Annotated in this window: 12 protein-coding genes; 7 read left to right on the forward strand and 5 right to left on the reverse strand. The window is 70.5% G+C overall.

Annotated features, from left to right (window positions below; translation table 11 throughout):
- Positions 1 to 7: 7 nt before the first annotated feature.
- The 4 genes from OG992_RS32445 to OG992_RS32460 form a co-directional block, all read right to left on the reverse strand.
- The gene (locus OG992_RS32445) at positions 8 to 3214 is read right to left on the reverse strand and encodes an AMP-binding protein (protein WP_266305353.1); all 3207 of its coding nucleotides are present in this window, start codon (positions 3212 to 3214) and stop codon (positions 8 to 10) included.
- 104 nt (positions 3215 to 3318) lie between these two features.
- On the reverse strand, positions 3319 to 4476 hold the full coding sequence (metK, locus tag OG992_RS32450) for a methionine adenosyltransferase (protein ID WP_238684270.1): 1158 nt from the start codon (positions 4474 to 4476) through the stop codon (positions 3319 to 3321).
- A 26-nt stretch (positions 4477 to 4502) separates the two neighbouring features.
- On the reverse strand, positions 4503 to 5441 hold the full coding sequence (locus OG992_RS32455) for a cyclase family protein (RefSeq protein ID WP_238684271.1): 939 nt from the start codon (positions 5439 to 5441) through the stop codon (positions 4503 to 4505).
- Positions 5438 to 6592 (reverse strand): epoxide hydrolase family protein, encoded by a 1155-nt coding sequence (locus tag OG992_RS32460; protein WP_238684272.1) that lies wholly within the window; start codon positions 6590 to 6592, stop codon positions 5438 to 5440. The genes OG992_RS32455 and OG992_RS32460 overlap by 4 nt, the downstream gene beginning before the upstream one ends.
- 236 nt (positions 6593 to 6828) lie before the next feature.
- Here OG992_RS32460 and OG992_RS32465 point away from each other — a divergent pair, with 236 nt between their 5' ends.
- From OG992_RS32465 to OG992_RS32485, 5 genes are all read left to right on the forward strand, one after another.
- Positions 6829 to 8010, forward strand: coding sequence for an acyl-CoA dehydrogenase family protein (locus OG992_RS32465; protein WP_238684273.1), 1182 nt, complete (start codon positions 6829 to 6831; stop codon positions 8008 to 8010).
- Positions 8011 to 8219: 209 nt separating this feature from the next.
- A complete protein-coding gene (locus OG992_RS32470) occupies positions 8220 to 8489 on the forward strand; it encodes a phosphopantetheine-binding protein (protein WP_238684274.1) in 270 nt (89 codons plus the stop codon).
- Between the two features lie 7 nt (positions 8490 to 8496).
- Positions 8497 to 9369 (forward strand): phytanoyl-CoA dioxygenase family protein, encoded by an 873-nt coding sequence (locus OG992_RS32475; RefSeq protein ID WP_238684275.1) that lies wholly within the window; start codon positions 8497 to 8499, stop codon positions 9367 to 9369.
- A 143-nt stretch (positions 9370 to 9512) separates the two neighbouring features.
- Positions 9513 to 11003, forward strand: coding sequence for an FAD-dependent oxidoreductase (locus OG992_RS32480; RefSeq protein WP_266305354.1), 1491 nt, complete (start codon positions 9513 to 9515; stop codon positions 11001 to 11003).
- A gap of 27 nt (positions 11004 to 11030) precedes the next feature.
- Positions 11031 to 12377: an FAD-binding oxidoreductase gene (locus tag OG992_RS32485; protein ID WP_266305355.1), complete on the forward strand. Its 1347-nt coding sequence runs from the start codon at positions 11031 to 11033 to the stop codon at positions 12375 to 12377.
- A 233-nt stretch (positions 12378 to 12610) separates the two neighbouring features.
- On the opposite strand, the gene OG992_RS32490 is transcribed toward OG992_RS32485, so the two are convergent.
- Entirely contained in the window at positions 12611 to 14242 is a 1632-nt protein-coding gene (locus tag OG992_RS32490; RefSeq protein WP_238684278.1) for an MFS transporter, read from the reverse strand.
- Positions 14243 to 14507: 265 nt separating this feature from the next.
- On the opposite strand from OG992_RS32490, the gene OG992_RS32495 reads away from it, so the two are divergent.
- Positions 14508 to 15869: an extracellular solute-binding protein gene (locus tag OG992_RS32495; RefSeq protein ID WP_266305356.1), complete on the forward strand. Its 1362-nt coding sequence runs from the start codon at positions 14508 to 14510 to the stop codon at positions 15867 to 15869.
- Positions 15870 to 15900: 31 nt separating this feature from the next.
- Positions 15901 to 17277 carry a condensation domain-containing protein gene (locus OG992_RS32500; RefSeq protein WP_238684280.1) on the forward strand — a complete coding sequence of 459 codons (1377 nt, stop codon included), beginning with the start codon at positions 15901 to 15903 and terminating at the stop codon, positions 17275 to 17277.
- Positions 17278 to 17287: the final 10 nt, after the last annotated feature.

The raw sequence follows: 17287 nt of genomic DNA on the forward strand, positions 1-17287 counted from the left end.
CACCTCATCACAGCCGTGGTGCCGGGTCGGGTCTGGTGGGCTCGCCGGGATGGGCGACGCCCGGTGCCTGCCGTCGTGGTCCGTCCTCGTCGCCGGCGACGCTGACAGCGTTGGCGAGGGTGCGGAGCGACGGGTTGGCGTAGAAGTCACGGATCGGCACATGCACGCCGAACCGTTCGGAGACGCGGTGGAGCAGAGCCGGGATCAGCGCGGAGCGTCCGCCGGCCGTGAAGAAGCTGTCGTCGAGGCCCGGTACGCCCGCGTCGACCACCTCGGCCCACAGGGCCGCGAGGATCTGCTCGGTGTCGGTCAGTGACGCCGTCGCCGCGGCCCGCGCCGGGCGCGACAGCTCCGGCAGTCGCCGCCGGTCGACCTTGCCCCCGATGTTGCGGGGAAGCCGGCCGTGCACGGTACGGAACACGACGGGGATCACCTTGCCGAGCCGCTGGCGCAGGTGGGCCCGCCACACCTCGGGCGAGCCCTCCCCGGCTCGGATCGGCACGACGTACGCGTCGAGGCGGTTGACCATCCCGTCCGGTCCACGGACCGCGACCACGCCGCACTCGCGTACCGAGGAGTGCGTCTGCAGCGCGGCCTCGACGTCGCCCAGTTCGAGACGCACGCCGTACACCTTGATCTGGAAATCCTCGCGGCCCCGGTATTCCAGGGCGCCGTCGAAGCGCCAACGGCCCAGATCACCCGTGCGGTAGGTGCGGATGTCGGACTGTCCACCGACCGGAGCGAACGCCGTGGACGGTTCGACAGCGCCGAGGTAGCCGGCGGCCACGAAGGGACTGCGGATGACGATGGCGCCGGTGACGCCCTGCGGACAGGGCCGCTCGTCGTCGTCGAGGACGAGCACCTGCCGGCCGGGAATCGCCCGTCCGATCGGCGTCGAACCATCCACCGGTCGGTCGATCGGCTGCCAGGTGGCCGCGATCGTCTCGGTCGGCCCGTAGAGATTCGCCAGGTGCACGTCGGGCAGGCTGCCGTGCAACCGGTTGACCAGCTCGCCCGGCAGCACCTCACCCATCAGCAGCAGGTGCCGCAGGGCGCGCATGGGCCGGTCCGCGCGGCTGGTGACCACCCGTAGCAGTTCGCGGGCGAAGCTCGGCACGGTCTGCAGGTGGGTGATCTCCCGGTTGGCCATCCAGTCGACGAGCCTCTCGCCGTGGATCCGGATGTCCGGCGCGGGCAGGCACAGCGTGCCGCCGCTGGTCAGCGTGGCGAACACCTCGCACAGGGCAGGGTCGTGGTCGGGTGCCACCCACTGCGCCACCCGGGCGCCGCCGCCCATCTCGAACTCCGCGCCGAGCCAGGTGACGAACTGGCCGAACGCCGAGTGCGGCTGGGCGATGCCCTTGGGCCGTCCGGTCGATCCGGAGGTGTAGGCGACGTAGGCGACCGCGTCAGCGTCGATCGTCGGCAGCGCCCCGGCCCCGGTCAGGGTCGCCACGTCGTGCACGGCGATGTCGAGTTCGATGCGAGCCCAGCGGGCCAGCTCGTCGCCGTCCGGGTCACCGGCGACCAGCAGACAGGCGGGACGCAGGTCGGCGAGCACGGCGCGACCGCGATCACCCACGTCCCCGGTGCCGAACCAGCACAGGTGTCCGCCGGCGACGAGCACCCCGAGCAACGCGGCGATCTGCTCCGGTCCGGAGGGGAGTCGCACCACCACCGGCCGTCCGCCCGCACCCCGCGCGAGCAGCGCGGCGGCGATTTCCCGGGCCCGCGACCACAGCCCGGCGTACGTGAGACCGCCGCTGTCGGTGAGCACCGCCAGGCGCTCCGGGTGGGTGTCGACGATCCGTCGCACCAGTTCGTGCACCGGCGCGTCGACAGGTGGTCCGTCGGCGATCCTGTCGTCACCGCCCAGCTCGTGGGCGGCGGGGATCGGCTGGTCCATCGGCAGGGCGGTCGCCGGCGTGTCCGGCGTGGCGACCCCGGCGGCGAGGACGGTCAGCACCTGGTTGGCGATCCGTTCGACGGATTCGTCGTCGAACAGCTCCGCGCGGTAGGCGAAGGTGCCGATCGTCGCCGGCCGGGTCGCCACCCGCAGTTCCAGGTCGGCGATCGTCGCCGGAGGGTCGATGTCCTGCCGGGTCGCCGTGGTGTGCGCCAGGCGCAGGGTGGAGTGCTCCTCGGCTGTCTCGTCGACAAGCACGTTGACCAGCGGGATCGTGCGCGGGTCCCGGGGTGCGCCGAGCAGTTCGACGAGACGGCCGAACGGCAGGTGCCGCTGGTCGGACAGCGCGTCGAGACGGCCGGCGACCTGGTCGACAAGCTCCCGGAAGGTCGGCGCGCCGGTCAGGTCGACGTCGATCAGGGCGAGGTTCTCGAACGGCCCGACCAGCCCGGTCGGCGTGGTCGCGAGCCGGGTGCCGACCCGGGTGCCGACCGCGATCCGGCGCTCGCCGCTGTAGCGCGCCAGGACCACCTCCAGGGCGGCGAGCACGACCGCCAGCGGAGCCGTGCCGGCGTCGAGCGCGAGCCGGTGTACGTCGGCGGCCAGTTCGACACCCCAGTCGAAGTGGTACACGCCGGCGCGCCAGTCGACGTCGGTGCCCCGGTGCCGGTCGGTGGGCAGCTCGACCGGCGCGAGCGGAGTGGACTCCCGCCACCATTTCTCGGCCCGTCGGACGGCGGCCTCGACCGCGCGTGCGGTGCGCACGTGCTCGGAGAACCGCGGTGCGGCATCCGCGCCGACCGGGCGCGCCGGTCTGTCACCCAGGGCCGCGGCATAGTGCCGACCCAGCTCGTCGATCAGGGTCGACATCGAGGTCTCGTCCGCGACGATCTGGTGCGCGACGAGCACCAGGCAGTGCCGCAGTGGGGCCAGTCGGGCCACGCCGAGCCGGGCCAGTGGGCCCCGGTCGAGGAGGAACGGGGCCGCCACCTCGGCGGCGAGGAACGCCTCGACCGTCGGTTGGCCGTGGCGTCCGCCGGTCGAGCAGTCCACCACGGACAGCACGGCGGGCAGGCTCTCGTCGAACACGGCGCGGCCGGATTCGGTGAAGCGGACGCGCAGGACCTCGTGCCGGTCGACAAGCGTCGTCCAGGCCGTCCGCAGCGCGGCGACCTCGAGCGGACCGGCGATCCGGTACGCCCGGTAGCGGTGCAGCGCCGGGGACCGGGGCGTCAGACGATCGAGGAACCAGAGGCCGTCCTGTGCCGCGGAGGTGGGAAGCACGCTCGTCGTGTCGTGAATGGACATCTGCGACCGCCCCCTTCTGCTCGGAAAAGTATGTCAATGCGGGGTTCCGGCCCTCAACTCCCGAATTGCGGTGTTGAAGGGGTTACGTTCTCGGCGCGCAGGCGCTACACGGCGAGCGACGCCAGGCTCTCGGCCCGGCTGGTGTCCTCCCAGGTGAACGTGGGCAACTGCCGACCAAAGTGCCCATACGCCGACGTCGCTCCATAGATCGGGCGGAGCAGGTCGAGGTCCCGGATGATGGCCGCCGGGCGCAGGTCGAACACCTCCGCCACTGCCTTCTCGATCCGCTCCGGCGCGACGGTCTCGGTGCCGAACGTCTCGATCGACAGGCTCACCGGCTCGGCCACGCCGATCGCGTACGCCACCTGGGTCTCGCACTTCCGGGCCAGACCGGCCGCGACGATGGTCTTCGCCACCCACCGCATCGCGTACGCCGCCGAGCGGTCCACCTTGGACGGATCCTTGCCGGAGAACGCGCCGCCACCATGGCGGGCGTACCCGCCGTAGGTGTCGACGATGATCTTCCGGCCGGTCAGTCCCGCGTCACCCATCGGGCCACCGATCTCGAATCGCCCAGTGGGGTTGACCAGCAGACGGAGGTTGTCCACGTCGAGGTCGAGCGGTTCCAGTTCCGGCAGCACGACGCTGTCCCGGACGTCCGGGCTCAGCATCGTCTCCAGCGAGATGCCGGAAGCGTGTTGAGCGGACACCACCACTGTGTCGACCCGCACCGGACGCCCGGCGTCGTACTCGATGGTGACCTGGGTCTTGCCGTCCGGCCACAGGTACGGCAGCAGGCCGTCCTTGCGCACGGCGGTAAGCCGACGGGACAACCGGTGGGCCAGCGCGATCGGCAGCGGCATCAGCTCCGGCGTCTGATCGCACGCGAAGCCGAACATCATTCCCTGGTCGCCCGCGCCTTGCGCCTCGCCCGCCTGGTCGACCCCGAGGGCGATGTCTCGCGACTGCGCGCCGATCGACACGCTGACACCGCAGGACGCTCCGTCGAAGCCCTTGTACGACGAGTCGTACCCGATGCCCAGGATCGTCTCCCGCACGATCGTCGGGATGTCGGTGTAGGCGCTGGTGGTCACCTCGCCCGCGACGTGCACCTGACCTGTGGTGATGAGCGTTTCGACGGCGACCCGGCTGTGCGGGTCCGTGGCCAGCAGCGCGTCGAGAATGCCGTCGCTGATCTGGTCGGCGATCTTGTCGGGGTGACCCTCGGTCACCGATTCGGACGTGAAGAGGTGGCGTCCCATGGCTTCCCCGTTTCGGGATGGTCGGATCACTTGATGGCGAGCGGGTTGATCGGCGAACCGACAGCGCGGGTGATCTTGAGCGGCGGCGCCGCGAAGAAGAACTCCCACACCCCGTCGGCTCGGCAGTCCTCGGTCAGCTCCTCGAAGTCGAGGATCTCGCCGAGCGTCAGGCCCATGTCCCGGATCAGCACCATGTGCACCGCCAGGAAGGCGCCCGGGTCCTCGCCCGGCAACGCCTCGACGGCCCAGTTGTCGGCGCAGACCGCCGCGACGTCGCGGTCCCGCAACCACTGGCAGCTGGCCAGCCCCAGGCCGGGCTCCCCGGCCATGAATCCGGCGTCCTGCCCCTGCTCGACGAACTTGCGCCGCCAACCGGTACGGACCAGCAGGATGTCTCCCGGACCGACGTCCACGCCGCCCTGCCGGGTGATGGCCGCGTCCAGATCGGCCGGGGTGATGACGTCTCCGGCCTCCAACCACGGAACGCCACGCACCGCGGGGATATCGAGCAGCACACCCCGACCGGCGATCCCCTTGCCCTGCCGGTCGATTCCGCAGCGGCCGGCGCCCTTGACGGTCAGCTCGTCGGCGGGAAAGCCGTTGTAGAACTGGCCGTCGTAGAAGACGTGGGCCAGCGCGTCCCACTGCGACGAGGCCTGGATCGGCATGAACAGGAAATCGTCGGCGTACCGGAAACCACCGGGAAACACCTGCTCCGCGCCGGTCTCCGACATCAGGTGTACGGGGTTGCTGCGGAAGCGGCCGTTCTGCGGCCCCTTGTCGTCCAGGTTGATCCCCAGGTCGAAGGTCCGTCCCGCGCGGATCAGTCGGCCGGCCGCGACCAGCCGCTCCGGTGTGATGAGGTTGATGGTGCCGCGCTCGTCGTCCGGGCCCCAGCGACCCCAGTTCCGCAGCCGCTCCCCCACCGCCCGGAAGTCGTCGACCCGGGGTTCGGTGTGGGTCACGAGCCGGCCCGTACGACGCGGGCGAACGCCCGCACGTCGCCGACGAACAGGTCGGGCTCCTCCAGGGCCGCGAAGTGGCCACCACGGTCGAACTCCGACCAGTGCGCCAGGGTCGGGAAGTCGCGCTCGACGAACCGGCGGATCGGTAGGAACACACCCTGCGGGAACACCGCGACGCCGAGCGGCTGCCGGATCGGGGCGTAGCGCACAGTGGGGTTCGAGATCGGCAGGTAGTCGACGGTCTCGTAGTAGAACTGCGCCGACGAGCCGGCCGTGCCGGTGAACCAGAAGATCGAGACGATGGCCAGGATCCGGTCCCGTTCGACAGCGTCCTCGGGCACCTTGCCGGAGTCGGCCCAGTCCTTGAACTTCTCCACGATCCAGGCGAGCTGCCCGACCGGCGAGTCACTCAGGGCGTACGCGATGGTGTGCGGCCGCGTCGCCTGCAGCTTCATCGAACCGGCCAGCACGTCGAGGAAACGCTGCGAGCGGGCCAGGCGCCGCCGATCCTCGTCGTCGAGCACGTCCGAGCCGTCGCCCGCTGGCGTGGTCACCAGCGTGTTCAGGTGAAGACCCACGACGTGCTCCGCGTCGATCTGGGCCAACGCGTACGAGATGCCGGCGCCGAAGTCGCCGCCCTGCGCGAGATAGCGGTCGTAGCCGAGCCGGCTCATCAGCTCCGCCCAGGCCTTGGCGACAGTGAGGTTGTTCCAGCCGGGCGCCGGCATCGGCCCGGAGAACCCGAATCCCGGCATCGACGGGATCACCAGATGGAAGGCGTCGGCCGCGTCCCCGCCGTGCGCGACGGGGTCGGTCAGCGGGCCGATCACGTCGAGGAACTCGGTCACCGAGCCGGGCCAGCCGTGCGTGATGATCATCGGAGTGGCGTTCGGCTCCGGTGAGCGTACGTGCAGAAAGTGCACGGGCGAGCCGTTGATGGTGGTGACGAACTGTGGCACCTCGTTGATGCGCCGCTCCATCGCGCGCCAGTCGAACCCGTCGCACCAGTAGTCCGCGAGTTCGCGTAGGTAGTCGGCGGGCACGCCGCGGTCCCAGCCGGCGTCGAAGAGCACGGGCCAGCGGGTTTCCCGCAGTCGGCGGCGGAGATCGTCCACGTCCTCCTGAAGAATGTCCACGCGGAACCGTTCCATATCGGAAATCCCTTCGACGACGGGCGCAGCAATGTCCGCTACGACGGAAGTCAATATCACCTGCCCGAACCGGAACGGCGCACCTTCCATATTGCTCCGGTTCGACTCTTGCCCCGGCCGGGAGCAGCGCACTCCGGAAGATGCGTGACGGCAGCGGTGGTGCAAGGGTCATATGGGCGTCCGCCGTCAGTTCCGACGCGCATTTCACGGACTCCCCAACCCTTCGAGGAGGATCGATGTCGATCACCGACGCTCCGCCCCGCGCCGACCTCGTCCGCGCGGCCGCGGAGCTGGTGCCGTTGCTGGCCCGGCACGCCCAGTGGAGCGAGGACAATCGCCGACTGCACGACGAGGTAGTGGAGGCGTTGAGTGACGCGGGCATCCTGCGGATGCGGGTGCCCGAGAGGTTCGGCGGCTACGAGTCCGACACTCGCGCCGTCACCGAGGTCATCGCCGAACTGGCCCGCGGTGACGGCTCAGCCGCCTGGACCGTGGCGGTCTGGCACATCAGCAGCTTCGTCGCCGGCCTCTTCCCGGACTCGGTGCGGGAGGAGGTCTTCGCCGACCCGTCGGTCCGCATCAGTGGCATCCTCAGCCCGACCGCGATGGCCGTCCCGACCGAGGGCGGCTACCTGCTCAACGGCAAGTGGTCGTTCAACACCGGCGCGACGCAGAGCCAGTGGAACGCCAACGCCGCCGTGCGGCCCACCCCCGACGGGGGTTACGAACCGATCATGACCCTGATCCCGATGGCCGACCTGCAGATCGTCGACGACTGGCACACGTCGGGCCTGCGCGGCTCCGGCAGCGTCTCGACGGTCGCCGACGGCGTGTTCCTGCCCGAGGAGCGCGTCATGTCGATGGTCCCGATCATCATGGGTCAGCACCCGATGCAGCAGGACCCGAACACCACGATGTGGGGTGGCCCGTTCATGCCGGTGGCCTGCGCGACCGTCGGCGCGACGGCGCTGGGCCTGGCCCGCGCCGCCAAGGAGGCGTTCTTCGAGCGGCTCCCCGGCCGAAAGATCACCTATACCGACTACCCCGACCAGAGCCAGGCGCCGTTGACCCACCTCCAGGTGGCCGAGGCCGAAATCAAGATCGACCAGGCAGAGTTCCACGAGTACCGGGCCGCTGACCGGGTGGACCGCAAGGGCACGTCGGGCGAACAGTGGACGCTTGAGGAACGCGCCAAGGCGCGCCTCGACCTCGGCGCCACCTGCCAGGCGGCCAAGGACGCCGTCGACGTGCTCCGCACGGCGAGCGGAGGATCCTCGGTCTACCAGCATGTGCCGATCCAGCGGATCCAGCGCGACGTGCAGACGCTGAACCTGCACGCGATCATGCACCCCAACACCAACCTCGAACTGTACGGCCGGATTCTGTGCGGAATGGGGCCGAACACGCAGTACCTGTAACAGGGGCCCACCAGCCCGGCCGGGCCCGGATGCGTCAATCGCTCCGGGCCCGGCCGTCCGTTTGTCCGGGCTATTCGAATGCGCCCGACGAGAGCGCAATAGCGAAGAACACATTCGGCGATATCACCGACATCATATGCGGTGGGGGTCGCCGAATTCGCCGGCCGACCCGTGCGGCAACCATCAGCTCTTATCTCGGGAGGATTCCCATGCCGATCGACCCACCCGGCACGCTGACCGTCACCGATATCGAAAAGCAGGTCGAATCCATCTGGCGGGACGTTCTCAACGTACCCGCCGGCCAGACCGACGGAACGTTCTTCGAGCTGAACGGGCAGTCCATCTCCGCCGTGCGGATCGTCGCCCGCGTACAGGAGGAGATCGGCGTCCAGATGGACCTCGGTGACCTCTTCGAAGACCCCGACCTGGCCACTTTCACGCGCGACATCGTCGCGAAGGCCGAAGCCCGAGGAAGGTAGTCCGACCATGGTGGAGTTCGTCCGGGTGACGTCCGATACCCCCCTCGACGACGTGGTCACCGTGCTGGAGCGCGACGGCTGCATCATCATCGAGAACTTCGTCGACCAGAGCACGCTCGACGGCCTCTGGGAAGACCTGGGCCCGCTGCTCGACGGCACGCGCTACAGCAAGAGCGGGTACGACGGTCACCTGACCCGACGGGTCTCGTCGCTGTTCCGGCGTACCAGCCACCTGACCCCGATCTTCCTGCACCCGCTGTATCTGGGCGCGGCGCGGCAGATCATGGAGAAGCCGGTGCACATGTGGGTCGGTCAGGCCCGCATCGAGATGACGCCCAACATCCAGATCAGCGCGACCCAGGCCATCCAGATCGACCCGGGGCAGGGGCGTCAGCCGCTGCACCGCGACGACTCGCTGCACCTGCGGCGACACCCGGGCCCGACGACGCGGGTGCAGTTGATGCTCGCGCTGAGCGAGTTCACCCAGGAGAACGGCGCCACCCTCGTGATCCCAGGCAGCCATCACTGGGACGACGAGCGTGCCCCACGCTACAGCGAGGCGATCCCGGCAGCGATGCCCGCCGGGTCGGCGCTGCTCTGGCTGGGCGGCGTCTACCACGGCGGCGGCGGCAACGTCTCCACCGGGCCGCGGACCAGCCTCACCGTCTCCTACGACCTCGGCAACCTGCGGCAGGAGGAGAACCAGTTCCTGGCGGTGCCGCGCGACGTCGTCCTCACGCTCCCCGAGGAGGTCCAGCGCCTGCTCGGCTACGACCGTTGCCCGCCGGGCGTGGGCTGGTACGAGATGGAGGACCCCCACATCCTGCTCACCGACCCGGACGCCGACCCGGCGGTGCTCGAAAGCCCCGCACGGGCCTGAACGTGTCCGACGTGGTGGACGAAGCGGCCGCCCCGCCCGCTGTCGGTGGGGCGGCCGTCCTATTCGCACGATCAGAGATGCGTCCACCGGCAGACGGATGTGAGGGTCTGATGGTCGTCGCCCCAGCGGAGGGACCCACCCACATGACCGACATCCTGCCCGACGACCCGCGCTACGCCGCACTCGTCGAGGGTTACAACCACCGCTTCACCGGCCGCCCCGACCACGTCCGTCAGGTCCGCACCACCGCCGAGGTCGCCGCCGCCGTGCGGGAGGCCGTCGGCTCGGGGCGGCGGGTGGCGGTGCGCAGCGGCGGCCACTGCTTCGAGGACTTCTTCGCCAATCCCGAGATCCAGGTGCTGATCGACCTCGCGCCGATGAGCGCGGCGTCCTACGACGCGCAGCGGCGGGCAATCATGGTCGAGGCCGGCATCACCCTCGGGGCGCTCTACCCGATCCTGTACGACACCTGGGGCGTCACGATCCCCGGCGGCACCTGCTTCGAGGTCGGCGTCGGCGGCCACATCACCGGCGGCGGCTACGGTCACCTGTCCCGCCGCGACGGACTGGTCGTCGACCACCTGTACGCGGTGGAGGTGGTCGTCGTCGACGAGTCGGGCACCGTCGACGTGGTGGTCGCCACCCGGGAGCCCGACGACCCGCACCACGACCTGTGGTGGGCGACCGCGGGCGGCGGTGGCGGCAGCTTCGGTGTGGTCACCCGGTTCTGGCTGCGCAGCCCGGGAGTCGACTCCGACGACCCGTCGCGTCTGCTGCCCACGGCGCCCCGCCGGATCCGCCGTTGTGACGTGCTGTGGTCGTGGGACGGGATGACCGAGGACGCGCTGACCCGCCTGATCGCGAACTACTGCGGCTGGCTGGAGCGGCACAGCGCCGTCGACGCACCGGAGACCCAGCTGTGGAGCAACCTCATCGTCATGCACCGCTCGGCCGGCATCGTGGCGCTCACCGCTGTGGTCGACGACGCGGTCGAGGGCGCCGCCCGGATGCTCGACGACCAGCTCGCGGCGATCGGGGACGGCACCGGGCTGACCCCCCGCTCCGTCGACCGGGACGTGGTCGACTGGATGGCGAGCTGGATGCCCTCGTACAGCTGGCCCAGCGACCCGAAGGGGCGCTACAAGAACAAGGCCGGCTATCTGCGCCGGGGCTACACCGACAAGCAACTGGCCACGATCTTCCGCTACCTGGCCGACCCGGAGTACGCCAACCCGGCGGCCGGCATCGTGCTCACCGCGTTCGGCGGACAGGTGAACGCGGTGCCGTCGGACGCCACCGCCGCGGCACAGCGGGACAGCGTGGTGAAGGCGTCGTACAGCGCGGGCGCCTGGCAGTCACCCGACGACGACGCCGTCAACACCGCCTGGGTCCGCGCGTTCTACCGGGACGTCTACGCCGAGAGCGGCGGCGTCCCGGTGTCCGGCGACGTCAGTGACGGCTCCTACATCAGCTACCCCGACGTCGACCTGGCCGATCCGGAGTGGAACACCTCCGGCGCGCCCTGGCACACCCTCTACTTCAAGGACAACTATCCCCGCCTCCAGCGGGTCAAGCGCCGCTACGACCCCCGGGACGTCTTCCGGCACGGTCTGTCGGTGCGGCTGCCCGATTGAGCGGTCCACACCACCCAGGGAGCCACGATGGCAGGCGAGGTGTACTTCCCCCACGATCCGGCCTACGAGCACGCCACGACGGTGTTCAACCTGCACGGAGCACCCCGCCCGGCCGCCGCGCGCACCGTGCGCACCCTCGCTGAGCTGCGGGACGTGCTCGCGTACGCCCGGACGACATGCATGCCGGTGCGGGTGCACAGCACCGGCCACGGCGCCGCGGCGGCGCGGGAGATGAGCGGGTCGGTGCTGGTGCGTACCGAGATGGACGGTGCGGTGCAGATCGACCCGGTGCGCCGTACCGCGCTGATTCCCGCCGGCACCCGCTGGGGCGCCGTCGTCGACGCGGCGGCACCGTACGACCTGGCCGCGCCGCACGGCTCGTCGGCCGACGTCGGCGCGGTCGGCTACCTGCTGCGCGGCGGCGTCAGTGTCTACGGGCGGCTGGTCGGGCTCGCGGCCAACAGTGTGACGGCGGTCGACCTGGTCACCGCGGACGGTGAGCTGCACCGCGTCGACGCCGACCACGATCCGGAGCTGTTCTGGGCCCTGCGGGGCGGCGGCGGTGGGTTCGGGGTGGTGGTCGCGGTCGAGATGCGGCTGTTCCCGGCCCGGCCGGTGGTCACCGGCTCGGCGTACTGGCCGGTGGTGCACGCGGCGGAGCTGCTGAGGCGGTGGACCGGGTGGGCCGCTACCGCGCCGTGGGAGGTCACCAGCGCGTTCCAGGTGCTCAACCTGCCCGACGTACCCATGGTGCCGGTCGAGCTGAGAAGCGGAACGATGATCGGGGTGGCGGCGACCGAGGTGCGAGCCGACGACGCGCCGAGCGGGCTGACCGAGCTGTTGGACGAACTGCGCGCCGTGGCCGCCCCGGTGGTCGAGTCGTGGCTGCCGTGTACGCCGGCCGAGGTGGTCCGCGCTCAGCTCGGGCCGGACGAGCCGGTGCCGATCGTCGGCGACCATCTGCTGCTCGCGGACCTCGACGAGCGGGCGTCGGCCGCGTTCCTGGCGGCGACCGGCTCGGGATCGCCGCTGATCACGGCGGAGCTGCGGCAGCTCGGTGGGGCGTTGGCAGTGCCGGACCCTCGGGGTGGGGCGCTCGACCACTACGACGCCCGCTTCTCGTATCTGGGCAACGCGATCCCGGACGGCCCCGAGGCCACCGCGGCGATCGAGAAACACTGCGCTGTCGTCCGGGCGGCGCTGGCGCCCTGGGACACCGGCCGCACCGCGCCGACCTTCGTGGAGAGCTGGCAGCAGCCGCAGCGGCACCTCGACCCGGAGCAGATCGACCGGGCGGACCGCGTCCGCACCCGCGTCGATCCCACCGGCCTGTTCCGCCTCGACGCCAGCCCCGGTACGACGATGCTGCGCTAGGGCCTGCTTCATAAGGGCGGTCGAGCCGAGGCGGAGTCCGGGCGGCGATCCGGCAAGGCGCAGTTTCGTCCGGATACCGGTGTGGTATCCGGACGAAACCGCAACGCCGCCGGTCGTCGTTCGGGCCCGCCGCAGGCCGGCCAGTTCTCATGAAACAGGCCCTGGGGCCGACGGACCAACGGCGGTCGCCCGGGGGGATGGGCGGCCGCCGTTGGCGTATCGGGGTGTCCGGCCTAGACGGCACCGGTGGTCGGCACGGTCTCCGACGACGAGGCGGACGCAGGCGACGAGGCAGGCGCTGACGGGGCCGTCGGGTCGGACCCGGACGCCTGCGCGGCGGGCTTGTTCCGCAACGTCACCGCCACCAGCACGATCAGGGCGATGACCAGCAGCGCCTCGACGCCAGCCACCACGTTCATCGCGGTGGTGAACGCCTCACCAGCGACGTCACTGAGGGCGGTGGCCAGGTTGCCCGGCAGCGAGTCGGATGCGGCGGTCGCCGCGGCGACGTTCTCCCGGGACACGTCGGCAACCTCCGGGGGTACGTCGGTCAACGGCGCGTCGGCCATCCGGTCGCGGTAGACGGCGGCACCGATGCTGCCCAACAGCGCGAGGCCCAGCGTCGACCCGAACACGTTGCTGGTCTCGGAGAGCGACGCGGCGGAGCCGGCCTTCTCCGGGGCTACGGAGCTGACCACCATGCCGGTGCCCTGGGTGAACAGCGGACCGGTGCCGAGCGCGACGAGCGCGACCGCGACGACGATCGCGATCAGCCAACCGGAACTGCCGGCCTGGGTCAGCACCAGCATCGCCACCAGGGAGATGCCGAGCCCGATCATGATCGCGGTGGCCGGCTTGAGCGTCTTCATCAGCATCGGCGTGGCCATGCTGCCGATCGCGATGCCCAGACCGGTGGGCGCCTGCCAGAGGCCGGACGCGCCGGGCGAAAGGCCCTCGACGCTCTGGATGTACTGCGTGCTCATCAGGCTGACGCCGGCGAGCGCGGCCGAGGCGAACATCATCGTGACGAGGGTGCCGCTGAAGGCCGCGTTCCGGAACATCGTGAGGTCGATCAACGGGTGCTCCAGCCGGGATTGGCGGCGGATGAAGATCCAGCCGACCACCAGGCCGAACAGGATCGCGCCGCCCGCGACGGCCGGGTTGTCCGAGTCACTCGCGGCGAACTCCTTGACGCCATAGACCACCGGCAGGATCGCACCGAGCGACAGCACCACGCTGAACAGGTCGAACTTGCCCGCGTTGGGGTCGCGGTACTCGGGCAGCAGCACGAACCCGGTGGCCAGCAGCACGATCATGAACGGCACGCCGAGCAGGAACACCGAGCCCCACCAGAAGTGCTCGACCATCACGCCGCCGACGATCGGCCCGATCGCGGTGCCGCCGAAGAGCGCGGACGCCCAGATCGAGATCGCCACGCCCCGCTGCTTCTCGTTGCGGAACATGTTGGTGATCAGCGCCAGCGTCGACGGCGACAGGGTCGCGCCGGCGATGCCCAGCAGGGCCCGCGCGATGATCAGGGTGGTGCCGCTGTTGGCGTACGCGGCGAGCACCGAGGCCACCGTGAAGGCGACCGCGCCGATCATGAGCAGTCGACGGCGCCCGACCCGGTCACCGAGGGTGCCCATGGTGAGCAGGAAGCCGGCCAGCAGGAAGCCGTAGATGTCGATGATCCACAGCTGCTCCACGCTGGTGACGCCGAGGTCCGCGCTGAGATGCGGCAGCGCCAGGAACAGCGCTCCGATATCCATCGCCACCAGCATCGCCGGCAGTGCCAGCACCGCCAGCCCGATCCATTCCTTACGTCCCGCCAGGTCGTTCGCTGGCGCCGACGTGGAGTTATCCATCGTGTCGATCCCTTCTCGGCCTCATGAGCCTGCGACGGCGGTCTTCGACGCCCCGAGGCCCCTCTACCGCCATGTCGAAGCCGACGCGCGGTTTTCGACATGTCTTTCCGGCGTACCGACGTTCTGCCGCGAACAGATGCTCGGGACGACTTCCGTCGTGCGCAGTCGCTGCCGGCAGCGCGGCGTAGCACTCGCGGAGATGACCGCTCCCCGCATCGGCGGGCAACCTTTGGGCGACCCCAACGAGATGCCGGAGGACTGTTGCGTGAGGACGGACGCCGAGCCCATCAGCATCGACATCTGGCTGCCCAGCTACCCGGCCGTGCCCGACTACGTGGGCGGAATCCGGGCCCTGGCCGCGAGCTTCCACGACGCCCACCCCGACTACCGGATCCGGGTTCGTGAGTCGAGCTACAAGACGTTGCCCGCCGATGTGGACGCCGCGGCCAAACGCGGCGCCGCCCCGGCCCTCGTGCAGTACTTCCACACCTCCACGCAACTGGCCCGGGACATGCGCGATGTCAACGGCGCACCGCTGTTCCGGCCGGTCGCGACGACGCTCGCCGACCGCACCACAGTGCTCGGCGAGCCGGTGGTCACCGACGACATCGTGGCCCCGGCACGGGGGTACTACTCGGCGGACGGCCTGCTGCTCGCGGCTCCCCCGCTGGTCTCTACCACCCTGCTGTACGCCAACACCACGTTGCTCGCGGCGGCGGGAGTGACAGCGCTGCCGACCACCTGGGCCGAGGTGACGGCCGCCTGCAAGGCGGTCAGCGCGCACACCGGCGGGCCGGCGATCACCTGGCCCAACCACGGGTGGATCTTCCAGCAGGCTGTCGCCCAGCAGGGTGGCCTGCTCGCCGATCACGCCAACGGCCGCGACGGTCGCGCCGAGAAGGTCGACCTCGCCGTGCCGGAGATGGTGGCCTTCGCGCAGTGGTGGCGCGGTCTGTACCGCGACGGTCACTACCATTACACCGGCGGGCAGGCGTACGGCGAGAACACCGGCCGGGCCTGGCAGGAGAACTTCGCCGCCTTCGCCGAGCAGCGGGTGGCGTTCGTCCTCAGCTCCTCGGTCGAGGCGGAGTGGCTGATCCAGGCCGGCCGCGACCACGGCTTCACCGTCGAGGTCGGCCGGATGCCGCACAACGGCGAGGTCCGCTACGCGGGCAACATCGTCGGCGGTGACGCCATCTGGCTCACCGACAGCGTGCAGCCGGCGGTCCGGGACGGCGCGCTCGCGTTCCTGCAACACCTGCTCAACCCGCGGGCCGTCGCCGAGCGGCACAAGGCGACCTGGTTCATCCCGGTCACCACGACCGCCATCGACATGTTGGCCGGCGACGGCTGGTTCGACGAACGGCCACATCAGAGGGTCGCCATCGAGCAGCTGCTGGCGACCGACGGCTCACCTGCCGCGCGTGGGGCCGTACTCGGCGAGTTTCCCCGCATCCAGGGCCTGATGACGCACGCGATGGAAGACATCCTGCTGCACGACGCGGACCCGTCGGGCCGCTTCGCCCGCGCGTCCGAGCAGGCCCAGCATCTGCTCGACGACTACAACGCCGACTGCCTCGGCCTGCGGGCGGGTCCGCCCGGGCCGCGTCAGTTCGTCGTGGACTGACTCCGCCCATCATCTCGTGAGGAGCGCGCTCATGACCATCTCGCAGCAACCACCCCCGGCGACCGCTGATCTCCCGCTCTCCCTGCAGCAGGAGTTCCTGCTGCTGTTCGACACGGGCGAGACCACCGGCCCGTTCGGGCCGCATTACCTGATCGCCGACGGTTGGCGAGTGCACGGCCGGATAGATGTGGACATTCTCGATCTGGCGCTGGCGGACGTGATCGGGCAGCACGAGGCCCTCCGGACGTCGGTGCTGCGCGACGGTGAGCACGGGCAGCGGGTGTTGCCGGTGACCTCGCCGAAGGTGGACGTCCGCGACCTGCCGGGAATCGACCCCGCCGACCGCGAGCGCCGCGCCGAGGAGCTGATCAACGAGATCGAGGCCGGCACCCTCGACGTGCACGACCTGCCCCTGCTGCGGGCCACGCTGGGGCGCTTCGACGAGACGGACTCGGTGCTGGTCCTCACCACGCACCACTCGGCGGCCGACGCCTGGTCGATGCAGATCATCCTGCGTGACCTGGCTCGCTCGTACGCCCAGCGGGCCGCCGGGGAGACGCCCATCGCGGGCACGGCCCCGCAGTACCGCGAGTACATCGCCGCCCAGCAGGACGAGGCGGACGCTCCACCGCTGGCGGCGGCCCGTGACTACTGGCGGGACAAGCTGGCCGGTGGGCGGATCATGGTGACCGCGGCGGACCGGGAGTTGGCGGCCGACACCGTGCCGACGACCACCTGGCACCGCTTCGTCACCGACGCCGAGCTCCGGTCGACGACCACGGCCCTCGCGGCCGACACGCACACCTCACCGTTCATGGTGCTGTTGGCCGCCTTCTACGTGCTGGCGAGCCGCTGGACCGGCAGCACCGACCTGACCGTGCCGACGTTCACTCCCGGACGCGGGCACGGTCGCTTCCAGGAGACGGTCGGCTCGTTCTTCAACTTCGTTCCGCTGCGGACCGACCTGTCCGACGCCACCACCTTCCGCGACGTGGTCACCCGGACCCGCGCCACCTGCCTCGGCGCGTACTCCCACGAGGTGCCGCTGCTGCACGTCCTGCAGGAGGCGCCCGAGCTGATGGCGTCGGTCGGGCCCGGCGTCGTGCCCTGCCTCTTCCAGGTCATCCAGCCGCCGTTCGTGATGGAGCGCGAGCGGGTGGGCGACCTGGAGTACTCGGCGGTGTGGCGGCGGGTCATCTCCCAGCCGGTCGGTTCCGACATGCCCGACGGCATCCTCTGGTCGCTGCATCTCGGCCCGTCCGACGACATCGTCGGCGCGATCGGGTTCAGCGCCCACCTGTTCGATCAGAAGACGATCGACGACCTCGTCGACCGTTACCTGCACCTGCTGCGTGAGCTGCTGACCCGGCCGGACGCGGCACTGACCACGATTGGGGGAGGGCGGTGACAACGGGCCG

Source organism: Micromonospora sp. NBC_00362 (assembly GCF_026342155.1).
GTDB classification, from domain to species: domain Bacteria; phylum Actinomycetota; class Actinomycetes; order Mycobacteriales; family Micromonosporaceae; genus Micromonospora; species Micromonospora hortensis.